A 15,099-nucleotide genomic window follows, 5' to 3' on the forward strand; every position below is an offset into this window, starting at 1 on the left:
TCATAAACTATTAATAAATAACCTTCAATACTTTTTTCTTCACAACCCTGTAAAATTTTCACATTTATAAAAATTTTATAACTGTTTAAAACTGTTGATAATTTTCCGCAATATAATCTTCCAGCTCTTTCATCGCCAATCTGTCCAATACGTCGATATATTTCAGATCCCTCATATGCCTGAACCATGTCAGCTGTCTTTTCGCAAAATTTCTCGTCCGTTTCTTTATTGTTTTTAACAACTCATCAAAAGATATTTCTCCATCGAGATATCTGACTGTTTCTCTGTATCCTATTGCACAGAACGACTGCATATCGGTCGAATAGCCCAAGTCAAGCAGTTTTTGCACCTCTTCAACCCAGCCTCTTTCAAACATTTTATCAACGCGGTTATTAATACGCTCATAAAGTACGCTTCTTTCAGTTGTAAAAACTAAAACGTCGTATTCGAACTTCGGCGGCTGATGAAAAAGTTCGTGGGAGCGTGTAAAATTCAAACCGCTGAGATCGTAAACTTCCAGAGCCCGGATAATTTTGTTCTTATCATTGGCGGAAATTCTGGCTGCATAATCCGGATCAATCATTTCAAGTCTTTTGTACAAACTACTTATTCCGCTTTTTTTAATCTCTGTTTGATAATCTTCTCTAAGCTTGGTATTTTTTCCGGGACCGTTAAAAATACCGTTAATCAGCGTTTCCACATACAAACCGGTTCCTCCGATTATAACAGGGATCTTCCCTCTGTTAATAATCTCAGCAATAAGCTGTTGGGCTTTCTGAAAGAAAATTCCGGCGGAATAATGCTCATCGGGATACAAAATGTCAATGAGATGGTGCTTCACTTCGGACAGCTCTTTTTTGGCAGGTTTTGCCGTACCTATATCCATATATTTATACACCTGGAAGGCATCCGCATTAATTACCTCAACAGGAATCCTCTCTCCCAGCTTGCTTACAAAGGCTGTTTTTCCGGTGGCTGTTACACCTGTGATTATAGGGATTCTTTTCATCGGTGAAAGTTTTTGAACAATTCCTCTTTATTCTGTTTTACGATAATGGGCCTGCCATGAGGACATGTGAATGGATTTTTTGTCTTTAGCAGCTCATTAACAAGATGACTCATTTCATACCTGCTCAATTTCTCCCCGGCCTTTATTGCGGATTTACAAGACATTACCACAAGACTGGAATCTTTAAGCCCCTTTCTGCTCAACCGGCTTGTTTCTTCCAGTATAGTCTTTATTTCTGAAACCACATCTTTGTTTAAAATTTCCGACGGAAGTTTGTTGAATTTTACTGTTTCTCCGCCAAAGCTCTCAAAATCAAAACCAAAATCACACAATACGTGCTTATTATTATTCAGTATTTCCAACTCCTCTTCACCCAGATTCATAACCAGTGGTTCTGACAAAACTACGGATGCTGTGTCAACGGAAGACTCCGATTTATATTTCTCATATAATATCCGCTCATGGGCAATATGCTGGTCTATCATATAAAAGAAATCGTCAAATTCACATATTATCACAGTATTAAAAAGCTGTCCGATTATTCTGAAATCATAACCGTAAACTTCTTCCATATTGTCAGATTCATCTGAGCTGACAGAAGTATCCGCAGCAGTAAGAAAATCTGACACACTTACCTGCTCCTCAGGGTTATAGCTGTATTGGAAAGATTTTATCCTGTTCTCATCTGTGTCTGATAAATTTGTGTAATTATCAGAATCGTAACTATGCGGAGTTAAAGATTCCAGTTTCTCAAGTATACTGTCATATACGAATGAAAAAATCTCTCCGGAATTCAAAAACTTTACAAACAGCTTCGCCGGATGGACATTAACATCCATGTAACTCGGAGAAATGTCCAACCGAATTGCAGCTAAAGGAAATTTACCCTCCGGAATAAGTCTTTTATAAGCCTGAATTACAGCCTGAGTCAGCATGTTATCTTTAATAACCCGTCCGTTCACACTTAATACGATGTTATCTCTGCGAAACTTCTGCACTTCCGGTGTAGATATTACGGCCTCTATCTTTAAGTTTTCATATTTGTTTGTCAAATGGACGATTTTTTTTTCTTTGAAAATTTTTCTAGCTCTATCTAACATTGACTCATTCTTCGGGAAAAGAAAGAATTCCTTTTCATCCACAATTAAACGCAGAGACAGATGATAATTGGTAAGCATAAAATGGCGGATAAACTTAACAATTTCCCTTTGTTCAGCACTGGATGATTTAAGAAATTTACGTCTTGCGGGAAGATTACCGAAAAGATTTTTGACGGTAACAATAGTTCCTTCAATTCCGGCTGCCGGTTTCACCACCGGCTGTCCTCCAAAGCTGCTTTTAAGCTCCAGACAGTCATGTCCTTTTCTTTTAGAAATAAGGGAAAAATCGCAAACGGAACTTATTGCAGCAAGAGCCTCTCCTCTGAAACCAAATGAAGAAAGTTCATAGACATCGTTAATATCTCTTATTTTACTGGTGGCAAATCTGTCTATAGTTTTTTCGATATCTTCCGGGAAAATGCCTTTCCCGTCGTCCATAACCTTTATTAGATTTAATCCGCCTTCAGCAATCTCAACTGTAATCTTTTCAGCTGAGGCATCAACAGCATTCTCAACAAGCTCTTTAACAACATTTACCGGTCTTTCTACAACCTCGCCGGCAGCTATTTTGTTGGATACATCCCCGGAGAGCTGAAAAATCTCGCTGCTATTGTTCAGCAAATACCCCCATTGCCATATATTTTTCACATCGGTATTCAAACAGTCTTTCAGGCGAAAGCTGTTTGAGTTCTCCCAAATGTTTGATTAAAGCCTGTCTCACATTTTCTGCCGTAGTTATATAATCTCTGTGTGCACCACCAAGAGGTTCCTGTATAATTTCATCGATAACATTTAGTTTTTTTAAATCCTGAGCAGTCAGTTTCAAAGCCTCTGCTGCTTTTCCGGAATAACTCGCGTCCTTCCAAAGTATAGATGCGCACCCTTCAGGACTTATCACGGCGTAAATTGAATGCTCAAACATAAGCACCCGATTTCCCATGGCTATACCAAGAGCACCTCCACTGCCCCCTTCACCGGAAATAACAGAAATAAAAGGAACAGTTAGCCCGGCCATCTCTTTTAAGTTCCTGGCGATTGCCTCTGCCTGTCCTCTCTCTTCAGCACCTATACCGGGGAAAGCTCCGGGTGTATCGATAAAAGATATGATAGGCCGGTTATATTTTTCAGCCATTTCAAAAATTCTCAATGCTTTGCGGTAACCTTCCGGATGTGCCATCCCAAAATTTCTGTGTATATTTTCCTTGGTGTTTCTACCTTTCTGATGCCCCACAACAACAACCGGTTCTCCTTCAAACTTAGCCATACCGCTAATGATTGCAGGATCATCACGAAAATTTCTGTCTCCGTGAAGTTCTACAAAATCTGTAAAAAGCATTTTAATATAATCCAGCAGATAAGGTCTTTGGGGGTGTCTTGCCACCAAAACCTTTTGCGGAGCCGTCAGAGATTTATATATATTGCTTTTAACCTTTTCCAGCTTCTTTTCCAGGCTGTTAAGCTCATGCTTCATATCCTGATCTGACAGCGATGACATATTTTTCAGTTCATCAATCTTCTTTTCAAGCTCAAAAATAGGTGTTTCAAATTCCAACGGTTGTACTGCCATAAATCACCCCGACTTGTTCAAAATAAATGTTACGAGATTAATTGTTGTTTTTAAAAAGCTCAAGCCCTTTATCCATCAGGTCAGTGTTATAACCCTCAACTTTTCTTCCGTTAAAAAACAGTACCGGCGTTGAGTTTACCCCCATTTTACGGGCAATCTCCTTACCACGGTTAAGCTTTTGCTGTACCTGCTCAGAATCCAATAATTTCTTAAATCTCTTTTTGTCGCCGCTTTTTTCGGCAAAAGTTTCAATGATTTTATCCTTTGTCATACTATCATATTTCCCGCTGTAAAGCTCATCGGAGAAATTTTTACCCATTATTTTACCGGCTTCAAATATTTTCGCATAAATTACTGCCTTATCGTGAATTTTAAGCGGCATATGTGCTACATAAATTGCCACATCATCCATTCCCTTTACCTTTTCCTTAATATAGTCATGTGCCTTTCTGCAATAGGGACACTGAAAATCGCTTATATCGACAATGACATTTTTGGCATCCCTGCTTCCGTATATCAGGGAAAGGCCTTTCGTCGGAACATCATATGTATCATAGAGAAAAGCCATATTGGATTTTAAACTTTTTCCTTCACTTATGTTAATTACATCAGGGAGAAGATATGTGCCGTTGGTTATTATATAATCCGTGGCTTTTTTGCCTCTCGCTTCGTCGTTAATGTTTACTTTTACAAAATAAAAACCATCCAGCATTTCCAGCTGTTTCAGTATTTCAACATCCAGTTTGATACCACTCATTCCTCTTTTCTGCAAATTTTCACTGAAATTATTCTCAATAGTGTTTTTTAGCTTATCCAATTCAGAGGCATTGGCATTTGCAATGGCAATGCTGGCAAAGAATGCCGCAGCAAGTACAATGGTAATCAGTCTCCTTATTTTAAATATTCCAAAGATTTTGGTAAAACGTCCCTCTGATTTGACATAATCATTATTATTTGACCTAACAGTTTTTTGTGACATAAAAACTCCTCTTTTTGTTTTTTATTAAGATAGCAATTATAATCATTAGTTCAGCAACTATTTATGATTATTTAAAAAAAATTACAACCTTTAACTCAAGTTTCGCACTTCGTTTTGTCATTGCGAAACCCTGTGGAAACAGGGTTGTGGCAATCTCAAAACAAGAAAAGTAGAGAGATTGCTTCGTCGTTTTCACTCCTCGCAAAGACGTGAAAACAGTGTAAGTGCGAAGCTTGAATCTTTAATATTATCATAACTTACCGGATTTGCAAAGAAATTCATTTGCGTGCTTGTAAGTAACAAATAATGCGTAATTAATGATGGGTGTGAAGTGGTTTCAATGTTCAAAATCAAAAACTATTTCAGCTGTCTCGTATTTTCCTGAAAAAATCCTTCATTAACTTTGTGATTGTCTCCGATTCAAGACCATAGCGGTATTTTACACTATGATTCAGTGTATCCAGATCAAACAAATTGACATTACTCAACACGCCCCCGAATTTAGGCTCACTGATTCCGAAGACAACCTCACTTATTCTGAAATGCAGAATAGCACCGGCACACATGATACAAGGCTCTGTGGTTGAGTATAATACACACGAATTCAACCTCCAGTCACCGAGATATCTTGCAGACTCCTGAAGTGCAAGCATTTCAGCGTGAGCCGAAGCATCACTTGTCAGTTCTTTCTTATTAAAGCCTCTGCCGATAATTTCACCCTCTTTTACCACAACCGCACCTACAGGTACATCTCCTGAGCGAAAAGCTTTAAAGGCAAGTTTCACTGCTTCATCCATAAATTTTTTATCATTTAAATCGAAATTTTCAGACACATGTATTCTCCATCAAAATCTTAACCATACCGGTAAAGACAACAGCTGCCGTTTCAGCTTTTAATACAGAAGATGCAGGAGATACTATTGAGAAACCTTTCTCAGACAAAAACTTCATTTCCCTTTCAGTAAAACCGCCTTCGGGTCCCAAAAAAAGAGATACGCTTTTTGATGTAATCACGGGAATTTCCGTTTCTGCTCTTCTGGCAGCAAACAGTAAATTCGTCTCGCACTCAGGATTTATCTGATGAATTTCAACGGCATTTTCCAGAGCGGGAAGAAAATCTAATTCAGCCTGCAGAGCCCCTTTAATTAAAAGGTCCTTATATCTTGAATAAGTTTTATCATTAACTCTGGCAGTTGAGTTCTCCGTATACACCGGAATAAGTTTTGTAATGCCAATCTCACCGAGCTTCTGGATTATGTTGTCCATATACCTGTTTTTCATGACTGCCAGATAAACATGCAGAATGAAATCAGGATTAATTTGCGTTTTTTTTTCAAGAAGATGGGCACTAATTCTTCTCTTATTAAGCGAATCTACCCTGTATCTTGCGATATTTTTATCATTATACACTAAAATCTCTTCACCGGCAGAACATCTTAAAACATTTTTTAAATGATTGAAAATTTCACCCTCGAGAGCAAGCTCATCAGAAAAAGGGACATTATAATAAAACCTTTTTAATCCCTGCATGCAACAGCCTCAAAATCAAAAGTTTTCCCATCATCTGTCACAAGTGCCGAAAGACTGCCTCCATATACACACCCGGTATCTATATTAATACTCACAATTTCATCATCCATGTCTTTATTGAAAAAAGGTTTACCTGATTCTGCGTATCCCGTCAATTTAAGGACGGGCGTATGACCGTGAACCACTATATAATCAAAATATTTTTCCCTTTTGGAGTCAACACTTCTGTCCCATATAAAGGGATATTTTACTAGCCGCAGATCTTCAGGGAGATAATCCATCTGCCTTTCAGGAGGCAGAGAAAAATCACTCACTCCGGCATGGCTGAGAAGAAGCTTATTTTCTTTCAGCTCTACCACCAAGTAATTTTTTATTGAAGACAGCAGGTATTCGAATTTTTGCAAGTGGAGGGAAAATTCCTCAAATATATACTCACCATTTGAAAATTTTTCAAAAAGAATTTCTCCGGAGATTGATTTGATTGCCTCAATCCCCCCGTTATTTAACCAGTCTGTGTTTCCGTAATGCTTAACTCCGGCAGCAAAATCCAGCATCATATCCTCATGATTGCCTCTGAGCAGCTCAAGAGGATATTCTCTTTTTAAATTCTGCACAAACATCAACACTTCAGATGAAGCAGGCCCTCTGTCGATCAGATCACCTATAAAGATAAATTTATTTATATCATATTTTTTTAGTAACCTCTCAGTCAGTTCACTGAGAGTCTTTATACAACCGTGTACATCCCCGATTACAGCTATCATTTTTTAATCCTCAATGCCGCCCAGTTGCCTTCAAAAATTATATTTTCCACATTATAATCACCGAAATTAAAAGTATTAATAAATTCATCGATTTCATCTTTCATAATACCTGACAATATAATATCAGATTTTGCATGTTCAAGCAGACTTTGGTTGATTTCATAAAGTACAGAGGAAATAATGTTTGCACACACAACGTCAAAACATACGTTCTTTTGCAAAGAACGAAAATCACCGCACCATAAACTATCACAACACATTCCATTCAGCTGCATATTAATTTTTACATTTAAGACAGCTGCAGGATCGTTGTCAAAAGAATATATTGTTCTCGCTCCCGATACGAAAGCAAGAATTGAAAGTATACCGCTTCCGCAGCCAACATCCAGAAAGCTCCGTCCATCAGCTAAATCTCTGATAAGGGCTGCTGAAAGTCTTGTAGTAGGATGGGTGCCGGTTCCGAAAGCCATAGCCGGTACCAGCTTTATTGATTGAGAAGCCGGAATTTTTTCATTTTCATCATAATAACAGCTGACCCCTTCCGTCAACAGGGACGGTTTAAGAAACTTTTTCCAGTAATTCTGCCAGTCAGCATCTTCTAATATTTCAACATTAAAATCTACATTCATCCCTTTTAAAAAATCGTCTATTCTTTCATCAGTATAAATATAAAAGGAAGGTTCACCGTCGAAATTGTCCTCAACTACTGTTAAATTTTTATTTTCAAGCTCCTCATACAAATCATCACTTATAATCTTTAAAATATATTTGTACACGCACCGCTCCTATAGAAAGCTTCCGAAAAAGCTCAGAGTAAAAAAACTTACTACTACAATAATAAAATATTCAAACAAAAATATCTGATAAATATCAGCCGAATTTAAGTTATAAGCATTTCTGTAAAAATTCCCGGGCAGCCCTGAGATGTTGCTCATAAGCCCCAGTGAAACAAAAAATGTAAAAGAGACAATAAACACAATATAACTTATATCATATGTGCCAAGCAAAGAATAATAGATCGGGTATAAAATAAGAAGTATTCCCAGGGGATCAATCAATTCAAGAAGTAAAAATGCAATAATAAAAACAGAAATGATAAGATATGAGCTGTTAGCAAAAGAAAAAAGAAGATAGTCAAAAAGCTCTCCTGAGGCACCGGTGTAAATATGAAAAAAATTTATTATACCAATCAAATAAACCAAGGAGATAAGGACTCCGCTCCTTAAAATGGTATTCTTTATCGAAACCAAAAGTTTACCCGGAAAATCTCTTTTGTTTTGAAGAAAAACAAAAATCAAGGTTGTAAAAAAAAGTATCTCTGCAGTTACATTTACAGGAAATGATACAGCATAAATCAGGTAAAAAAAGAGTATTACAAATATAACCACCGGCAATATTCCCGTCAATGTCTCCTTTTCATCAGATGTCATAACTGTCAGATATCTGCGTATAAAAATAAAATAATACAGAACAAACACCGCTATCGTTAAAATAAGGGTAAAAAATATTACGGCTTTTAAAGAAACATTAAGCAGTGACGCTATAATAATAACTGGAATCGATACAGGCATTATAAAACTCAGTGCAGAGAGAAAAAAATTTGCCTTTAGATGTCCATCCCTGTCTCCTCCGAATTCAGCAAGACTAAAATTTTCTTTGAGTATTCTGTTGTAAATAAGGCTGGAGCCTGCAGGAATAGATGAAAATATGAAAAAAAGGAAAAATGACCAGAATTTCATGTTTTTTTTACAAAAAAGAAACCTTTTCAATCTGCCAAAATAACCGAAATTAACCAGCATTTCTGATGCAGCAAGAAGAAAGGGTATTGCTACAATCTCCGACTTGTCTTTTAAATTCATTGCATTGTTAAACAATAAAAAAGAAAGCTGATTTAAATCAAACCCAGCCATGAATGCATAAGCGCCAATGGTAAGTATAAGTACGCTGAAAAGGTTCAATCCTACAAAGCTAAAAATTATAACACTTATAATAAAAATTAAGTAATATTCCATCTTTTACCATTTAAAACGAGAATTATAAAACATATTAAAGCTGCAGCCATATAAATGGGGAAGCTGTAAAACATAAACAGGACAAACAGCCCAACAATTCCTAAATTAATGTGAGAAACGTATTTAAAATTAAACGGGGATATTTTCAGTTCATAATACCTTAGTAAAACTATTGGAATTGCCATAATCAGCAAAATCAGTACTGATCCCAAAAGATTGGAGATTCGGAAAAAACCGTAGGATAACACCGGCAGTATGGCATGAAAAATTTCAAGAGCGGCATACACACACATGGCAAAAAAAATGCAATAAGTTATCAGTTTAATTTCAAAGCCTCACTAAATATGTCATCGGAAACTATTTGAGAAAATTCATTGTAATGTTTTTTGAAAAAATTCTCCCATTTTTCTTTTTCTTTCTTTTTAAGTGCCTTTATTTTAATTTTTGATGATGTATCATTTTTTATCCGGTAAAAATCATTAAAATTCTGTTTTGCAGCAAGTTTGTGTTCCAGAGACGTGGTCTTTCTTAAAACATCTTTTATGAGTTTTCTATCACTGACGGGGAGCTTTTTCCAGAATTGTGGCGATATTATCACACCGTATCCCAGATAACCGTGATCGGAAATCGTCATATAACGCTGTACTTCATGAATTTTTTGGGAATAGATATTGTTGAAAGTGTTTTCCTGTCCGTCCACAACGCCCTCCTTCAACAGATCGTAAACGCTGCTGAAAGGATAAGAATAAGCTATAGCATCACAAAGTTGGAACTGCAGCGCAAGTACTTCACTTCCCATAGTTCTGAAAATAAGATTTTTCATATCCTCAGGTACTGATATCGGACGGCTGTTATTAGTAATCACCTTAAACCCGTTATCCCAAAAAGATAAAAGACGAAAACCCGCCGAAAGTGATTTTTTTTTCAAAATATCACCGATTTCGCCGGTATAAGCATTGTGTATTTCATCTTTATTTTCAAAAAGATACGGGATATCAAACACCTGAAAATCTCTGACATACAAGCCGAGTTTTGAAAAAGCCGGTGATGCCATCTGGATTATGTTGTTTTTCACGGCACCAACAGCAGCAATATCATCCAAAAGGATTCCTGCAGGATATACCTTAACTTTAATTCGACCCTTTGTGCGTTTTTCCAATGTATTTTTGAAATAATTTATAGCTCTTCCTTTTGGACTGTTTTCACTTACCACATGGGAAAACCTTATGGTGAAATTTTCAGTATGTGCTGTGAAAGGCAATACAAGCAGAAAAACAACAAAAAATATCAATGCGCCTTTTTTTATCACTTCTATTCCTTCAGATATTTGTTAACTTTGCGATGCATAGTGGCTGGATCCACACCGGCAAGCTTACTTGCCCTTGTTATATTATTATCTGACAATTCAAGTAATCTTTTCAAATAACTTTTTTCAAACTCATCCCTTGCATCTTTATATTTCAGGCTGTCCCCGGAAAACCGTCCCCCTGAATTGCTGTTTGAGAAAAAAGTTTCCGGTAAATTATCCACACTGAGATAATCTTTTTCAGCCAAAGCGGTGGATCTTTCGATTATATTTTCCAGTTCGCGGACATTTCCCGGCCAGTCATATTCATACAGGTGCTTCATAAATCCCGAATCGGCACCTTTCAAGTTCTTGCTGAACTCCCGGTTATATCTTTTGATAAAAAAATCCACAAGATAAGGCACATCTTCTGCGCGCTCCCTTAATGGAGGAATCTCAATTTTAATCACATTAATTCTGTAATACAAATCCTGTCTGAAATTTCCCTTTTCTACTTCACTCTCCAGATTTTTGTTTGTGGCACAAATCAACCTCACATCAACATCCAAAGATTTGTTTGCCCCCAGTCTTTTAACAGACTTTTCTTGTATCACTCTTAACAACTTCACCTGAAAATTGGGATCAGTTTCACCAATTTCATCTAAAAAAAGTGTTCCCCCGTCAGCCTCTTCAAAATAGCCTCTGTGCAGGGAATCGGCACCGGTAAAAGCGCCTTTTTCATAACCAAAGAATAAGCTTTCCTGTAGATTTTCCGGGATAGCCGCACAGTTTATTGGAAGAAACCGTTCATTTTTTCTGCTGCTCAGCTGATGAATTGACCTTGCAATCAGCTCTTTACCTGTACCGGACTCACCGCTTATAAGAATGTTGCTGCTGATGCCTGAAACCTTTTTTACCATAGAAAGAATATCATTCATCTTTTTACTTTTGGAAACAATATTGTCAATGCCGTACAGTTCGTTTACATTTTCCTGCAAAACCTTTACACGATTTTTAAGTCGGCTGTTTTCCAGTCCTTTCTTGATTTTAATGGTAACTTCTTCAATATCATCGAAAGGTTTGGTAAGAAAATCAAAGGCACCCTTTTTTATCGCCTGAACAGCTTTTTCTATAGAGGCATAAGCGGTTACCAGAATTACCGTAATATATGGATATTTTTTGTTCAGTTCCTCCAGAAACTCAAGACCGCTCATTTCCGGCATCACAATGTCACTGATAATCAAATCCGGCTCATTTTTCTCTACTGCTTTAAACGCCTCAATCGGTGAGCGGAACTTAAACACCTGCACATTCTCGTTAATTAAAAGAGCTTCAAAAAAATCAAGTGTATAACGCTCATCATCCACTACAAATATCTTAGTTTGCATAATCAATTCCCGGATATATTTTTACAGATGTATATTTATTTTCAACCGAATCCAGTTCAAATTCCCAGCCATGCTCATGAAGAATTGCCTGACTCAGAAACAATCCAAGGCCGGTCCCCTGTCCAACCTTTTTTGTGGTAAAAAAAGGATCAAATATTTTTGCCATAACTTTACTGCTGATACCTTTGCCGTTGTCATAAATTTTTATAAAACTACCCTTCTCGTCTTCATCAGAGCTGATTTCTATATAGCCGCCTGTGTCAACAGCATCAATACTGTTAACAAGCAGATTTAGAAAAACCTGATGAATTTTCCCCTTATTCCCGTAAACTCTCATAGAGTTGGTTATTTTGTTAGCGGCAGTTATATTTTTGTATTTTATTCTGCTTCCCAGAATTTTCAATGCGAACTCTGCCGAATCATTAATATCAAAGTAATCTTTCTGCTCTGATTTCTGCCGGGCAAAAATAAGCAAATTCTGCACAATCTCTTTCGTCTGTTCACCGGCCTCTGTTATTGTATCTATAAGTTTCTTTTCATAAGTTCCGGACTCGAAACGTTTGGAGAGAAGCTGGGCAAAGTTGAGTATACCCACAAGAGGATTGTTGATTTCATGCGCCACTCCTCCTGCCAAAAGTCCCAGTGCTGAAAGTTTCTCAGACTGAATAAGTTTCACCTCAAGCTGTCTTATCTTCGTAACATCTTTAAAAATTGCTATGTATTCATATCCGGACTCTTTTTCTATTTTTGAAACAGATGTTTTCACCTGCAGACTTTTATTTCCATGAGAATCTATTGTTAAATCCATGTTATCAACAAATTTATCAGTAACCAGCTTATCGTAAAAAGTACTGTCATTTACAATATCGGTAATCTTCATAACTTTATCCGGTTCTATTTTCAAAACCTTTAATGATTCATTGCTGAATGTTTTGATATTAAAGTTCTCATCAAAAGAAACAATGGGCTCAGGAGCATTCTCAATAATCTCTTTAAGATAATGCTCACTTTTTAACAGCGCATTCTGCATATTAACAGCATCCGTCACGTCTCTTATCAGCTCAACAACAGCAACAGCTTCCCCCTTTTCATCAAACAGAGGAGTCCATATAATGTCAAAATAGCCTTCTGAACAACTGAAGAAATTCTCAAAACGGACATTCTTTAACTCTCCGTTTAAAGCAACATCCATCATCCCGCATTGCTCGCACGGGCTGCTTCTTCCGGCCAGCACCGAATAACATTTCCCCTCCGTCTCCCCCTCTACCCTGTTTTTCACATAATCGTTAACAAAAAGTAAATTATAATCACTGTCTATCAGAGCCACACCCTCACCTATTGCTTCAACAATCTTTTTAAATTTTTCATGTTCCAGTTGAAAGAGCTTCTCAAATTTTTCTTTTTCAAAAGCAAATCTGCTGATAAAAATCTTTAACAGAAATAATAAAAGAAGGAGTATTATCCCATAAACCATTCCGGGCATGGAAAAGGCGTTATTTTGGGAAGATAAGCCGCTGAAGTAATTTTTCATTGCCCCGTATATCCCGATATTTACTCCCCTGAACTCGGTTGAACTGAAAAGAAATTTCTGACCGCCCTCCTCTAAAAAATGATATTTATCTTCATCCAGCCGGAAAAGTTTTCCGAAAAATTCCTTGTAATTTTCTGAATAAAGGGTTTCTCCGCCATCGAAAATAACCACATCAGCATAAGCGGGACTCGAATCTGAAATCAGCGATTGAATGGAAACATATGATGAATAAATACGTCCATCTTTTCTAAGGTAATAATAAATATTGCCGGAAGATAAGTTTTTGCTGAATTTCAGCACCAGTTCATTCGAAAGACCGATTTCCGGTTTGGGATAATTTTGTTTACCGGTATTGTCGTAAATCACGCCTTCATCATTGTAAACGATGAGGGGGTATTTTGTATCACTGTCTGCCTTCGTCAGAATCAGATTATCAAAAAATGCATAAATATTATTGGTATAACTGTCTATATTTTCTGCGATTTGCTCCAGCTGTTTTTTCTGAAGATTGTGAATAAAATCCAAAAGTTTTTCATTGCTTTTATTATCAACAAAAATTCCCACTGTCAGAAGAAATGAGACAAATATAAAAAGGAAAAGAATCGCTTCAAAAGGTTTGATATTTTTAAAAAGATTATTATGCATCATGATAATGAATGAAAACCGTTTCTCCTGAAGTAATCATAAGTTACTATAGCAACGCTGTTGGCAATATTAAGACTTCTGATTTTACCACTCATGGGTATTCGGTACATAAGATGGTTATACTTTTCGTGAAAACGGGAAGGAAGTCCGCCTGTTTCATTACCAAAAATCAATAATGCTTCTCCGGAATCAGATATCGGAATATCAGTGTAAAGCTTCTGACCGAATTTAGATATAAAAGCTGTGTTTTCCGTTTTGTTTATCAATGTTTCCAGCTCATTGATATCATCGATACATTTAAGCTTTACATGCTCCCAATAGTCAAGACCTGCCCTCTTCAGATATCTGTCTTCCAGAGAAAACCCCCTTTTGCCTGCCAATATCAGCTCCACTCCAAGCCCTGCGCTTAATCGTGCGATATTTCCCGTATTTTGTGGTATTTCCGGATTTACCAATACTATTTTCATCCTCAGATCCCCGCCTTTAAAACAGTTCTGTCCAAAATATCAGCAACAATATAAAAAAAGGTCATACATAAAATTATTGAAGCACCCGATGAGATGCTGAACCAATAGGAAAAAAACAGACCGGCGTAACCGGCAGCCAAACTGATAATAACGGAATAACTGATCATGGAGAGAAATGATCTTGAAAACTTAGCTGATATAGCCGGAGGGATGCTCAACAATGCAATTACCAGTATAAGCCCTGATACTCTTATCATAACAACAAGTGCGAGACCCAAAAGCAGCAAAATCAGAACATGAAAAAACTTCACCGGTATACCCTTTGCAGCCGCAAACTCTCTGTCAAAAGACATTATAGCAAGATTCCTGTAAAAAACTGTTACAATTATTATCACAACCAAAGTGCAGGAAAGCATTAGAAGGAGATCACTTTCGCTTACGCTGAGAATACTCCCGAAAAGATATCCCATAAGGTTACCTTTGTAGCCGGGTGTTAACTCGAGAAAAACTACCCCTAAAGCCATTCCTGCCGACCATGTGATGCCAATAACCGTATCCATTTTTTCGCTGTCATTCATTGTCATCAGTCCTATCAGAACAGAAACCATAACAGCAAAAACAAATGTGGTGGGGAGAACAGCAGTTCCTAAAAGATATGCCAGACCGATTCCGCCGAAACTTGCGTGGGCAACTCCACCGGCCAGAAAAACAATACGGTTTACTACAACATAACTGCCGATAATACCACCCATTATCCCGCAAAGAAAAACTGCAAACAAAGCATTTCTTATAAAATCCAGCTGAATAAGATCAATCAACCAC

The 15,099-nt window shown here is 37.1% G+C and carries 15 protein-coding genes; all 15 read right to left on the minus strand.

The genetic code is table 11. The annotated features are described in order from the left end of the window. Window positions 1-85 precede the first annotated feature (85 nt). The 15 genes from miaA to UMU13_RS08090 all read right to left on the minus strand — a co-directional run bounded on the left by miaA (window position 86) and on the right by UMU13_RS08090 (window position 15,095). Window positions 86-1,009 (minus strand): tRNA (adenosine(37)-N6)-dimethylallyltransferase MiaA, encoded by a 924-nt coding sequence (miaA, locus tag UMU13_RS08020; protein ID WP_328218310.1) that lies wholly within the window; start codon window positions 1,007-1,009, stop codon window positions 86-88. Beyond that, window positions 1,006-2,730: a DNA mismatch repair endonuclease MutL gene (mutL, locus tag UMU13_RS08025; protein WP_328218311.1), complete on the minus strand. Its 1,725-nt coding sequence runs from the start codon at window positions 2,728-2,730 to the stop codon at window positions 1,006-1,008. The genes miaA and mutL overlap by 4 nt, the downstream gene beginning before the upstream one ends. Continuing rightward, the gene (locus UMU13_RS08030) at window positions 2,717-3,676 is read right to left on the minus strand and encodes an acetyl-CoA carboxylase carboxyltransferase subunit alpha (protein ID WP_328218312.1); all 960 of its coding nucleotides are present in this window, start codon (window positions 3,674-3,676) and stop codon (window positions 2,717-2,719) included. The genes mutL and UMU13_RS08030 overlap by 14 nt, the downstream gene beginning before the upstream one ends. A gap of 37 nt (window positions 3,677-3,713) precedes the next feature. Further along, window positions 3,714-4,655: a DsbA family protein gene (locus tag UMU13_RS08035; RefSeq protein ID WP_328218313.1), complete on the minus strand. Its 942-nt coding sequence runs from the start codon at window positions 4,653-4,655 to the stop codon at window positions 3,714-3,716. A gap of 362 nt (window positions 4,656-5,017) precedes the next feature. Further along, window positions 5,018-5,488 carry a nucleoside deaminase gene (locus UMU13_RS08040; protein ID WP_328218314.1) on the minus strand — a complete coding sequence of 157 codons (471 nt, stop codon included), beginning with the start codon at window positions 5,486-5,488 and terminating at the stop codon, window positions 5,018-5,020. Further along, a complete protein-coding gene (locus UMU13_RS08045; protein WP_328218315.1) occupies window positions 5,481-6,185 on the minus strand; it encodes an RsmE family RNA methyltransferase in 705 nt (234 codons plus the stop codon). The genes UMU13_RS08040 and UMU13_RS08045 overlap by 8 nt, the downstream gene beginning before the upstream one ends. After that, complete coding sequence (locus UMU13_RS08050; RefSeq protein ID WP_328218316.1) at window positions 6,173-6,949, minus strand: metallophosphoesterase family protein; 777 nt, start codon at window positions 6,947-6,949, stop codon at window positions 6,173-6,175. The genes UMU13_RS08045 and UMU13_RS08050 overlap by 13 nt, the downstream gene beginning before the upstream one ends. Continuing rightward, window positions 6,946-7,725, minus strand: coding sequence for a 50S ribosomal protein L11 methyltransferase (locus tag UMU13_RS08055; RefSeq protein ID WP_328218317.1), 780 nt, complete (start codon window positions 7,723-7,725; stop codon window positions 6,946-6,948). The genes UMU13_RS08050 and UMU13_RS08055 overlap by 4 nt, the downstream gene beginning before the upstream one ends. 9 nt (window positions 7,726-7,734) lie before the next feature. Further along, window positions 7,735-8,961 (minus strand): hypothetical protein, encoded by a 1,227-nt coding sequence (locus UMU13_RS08060; RefSeq protein WP_328218318.1) that lies wholly within the window; start codon window positions 8,959-8,961, stop codon window positions 7,735-7,737. Further along, on the minus strand, window positions 8,946-9,254 hold the full coding sequence (locus tag UMU13_RS08065) for a hypothetical protein (RefSeq protein ID WP_328218319.1): 309 nt from the start codon (window positions 9,252-9,254) through the stop codon (window positions 8,946-8,948). The genes UMU13_RS08060 and UMU13_RS08065 overlap by 16 nt, the downstream gene beginning before the upstream one ends. 23 nt (window positions 9,255-9,277) lie before the next feature. After that, window positions 9,278-10,270 carry a TRAP transporter substrate-binding protein gene (locus UMU13_RS08070; protein ID WP_328218320.1) on the minus strand — a complete coding sequence of 331 codons (993 nt, stop codon included), beginning with the start codon at window positions 10,268-10,270 and terminating at the stop codon, window positions 9,278-9,280. A gap of 2 nt (window positions 10,271-10,272) precedes the next feature. Further along, complete coding sequence (locus UMU13_RS08075; protein ID WP_328218321.1) at window positions 10,273-11,634, minus strand: sigma-54-dependent transcriptional regulator; 1,362 nt, start codon at window positions 11,632-11,634, stop codon at window positions 10,273-10,275. Next, entirely contained in the window at window positions 11,624-13,813 is a 2,190-nt protein-coding gene (locus UMU13_RS08080; protein ID WP_328218322.1) for a PAS domain-containing sensor histidine kinase, read from the minus strand. Before UMU13_RS08080 ends, UMU13_RS08075 begins: the two co-directional genes overlap by 11 nt. Then, the gene (locus tag UMU13_RS08085; protein ID WP_328218323.1) at window positions 13,810-14,277 is read right to left on the minus strand and encodes a tRNA (cytidine(34)-2'-O)-methyltransferase; all 468 of its coding nucleotides are present in this window, start codon (window positions 14,275-14,277) and stop codon (window positions 13,810-13,812) included. The genes UMU13_RS08080 and UMU13_RS08085 overlap by 4 nt, the downstream gene beginning before the upstream one ends. Before the next feature lie 2 nt (window positions 14,278-14,279). Further along, on the minus strand, window positions 14,280-15,095 hold the full coding sequence (locus UMU13_RS08090; protein ID WP_328218325.1) for a metal ABC transporter permease: 816 nt from the start codon (window positions 15,093-15,095) through the stop codon (window positions 14,280-14,282). Window positions 15,096-15,099 lie beyond the last annotated feature (4 nt).

It is taken from the genome of Flexistipes sp. (assembly GCF_036172515.1).
Classification (GTDB): Bacteria; Chrysiogenota; Deferribacteres; order Deferribacterales; family Flexistipitaceae; genus Flexistipes.